Here is a 1,042-nt window from a genome sequence, read left to right on the forward strand (position 1 = left end):
TTTTAAACAAATCGCGGTATTCCGAATGCTGTTGGCGCTGCGGTGACGTCACATTGGCAGGGCGACGGGCGTTTGGGGGGTGATGTGCATGGCGGGTTTGCCTCATGTCTGCTTTCCGCCACGACCGGCGCCCACAGAGTCCGAAATTGTGCGGATTCAATGCGTTCGGGAGGGGGATCGAGGGTGCTGGGATCCTTCGATCTCGACGAGATGCAGGAGTCGGCGTACCGCACGCGTGGTAGTGGGAGCTGCGTGAGGTCTCTGACCTCACAAACCGGCTGACACTTCCCGAGTCGGACAGCGAACGGGCGCTGCGCAGACTGGAGCGACAGGGCCCCGCCGCGCAGTCGTCCGCCCGCACCGGGCGGTGGGCTGCGGCGTCGCCGGGGGCGCCATGGGTGTGCTGCCGGCCCAGCGGCGCCATGAGCTGGAGCAGGCGGCGCTGCTTGGATCACGGATGGATGCGGCAGAGTCCGCCGTGCACGACTTGGTCCGCCTGGTCACGGGCGCGGGCGCCTGGCGCACCGCTTCCATCAGCTGCAGCTGGGTGAGCTGAGTGGAGAACGAATCCCGCGGAACAGGCCGTCCGTCCGGGCGCCCCGGCACGACGGTGCAGGCGCAGGACTACTGCGCCTGTCATCGGGCCAGACCTTGCGGACACAATGGCCCCGGCGGAGATCTGGACCGCGCTCAAGCCGGTGACTGGCGGCGGAACCCGACTGTCCGCTGGTCCCAGGCGCCGACCGCGCAGCAGGAGGGCGAATGGACGGCCCGCCTCGACCACACCGGCGTCGCCGACAAGCAGGTCACCCTGAGGGCACCTTCTTCGGCGCCAAGGACAAACCGGGCACCCAGACCATCACCCGCGCTTACGACGTTCACTGACGACACCGATCCGTGGGTCAGTCGCGCGTCACACGCGGCCGGCCCGATCGTCGGGGTGTGTAAGAAGCTGTATGCCTATCGATCATGTGGACGGTTCTGGTCGAACAGCGGCTTTGGGCGGGTGATCTTGGCCGGGTGGGTGCATGAAGACAGGGCC

1 protein-coding gene and 1 pseudogene are annotated in these 1,042 nt (G+C 67.3%); both read left to right on the top strand.

Features of this window, described 5'->3' with window-relative positions; translation table 11 throughout:
* Positions 1 to 183: 183 nt before the first annotated feature.
* Positions 184 to 549, top strand: a pseudogene (locus tag ACWD6R_RS40680) (helix-turn-helix transcriptional regulator); the annotation flags it as partial.
* Between the two features lie 7 nt (positions 550 to 556).
* Positions 557 to 1,042 (top strand): hypothetical protein (locus ACWD6R_RS40685; RefSeq protein ID WP_451823361.1); only part of this gene is annotated, 486 nt, incomplete at its 3' end.

This window comes from Streptomyces sp. NPDC005151 (assembly GCF_053599875.1).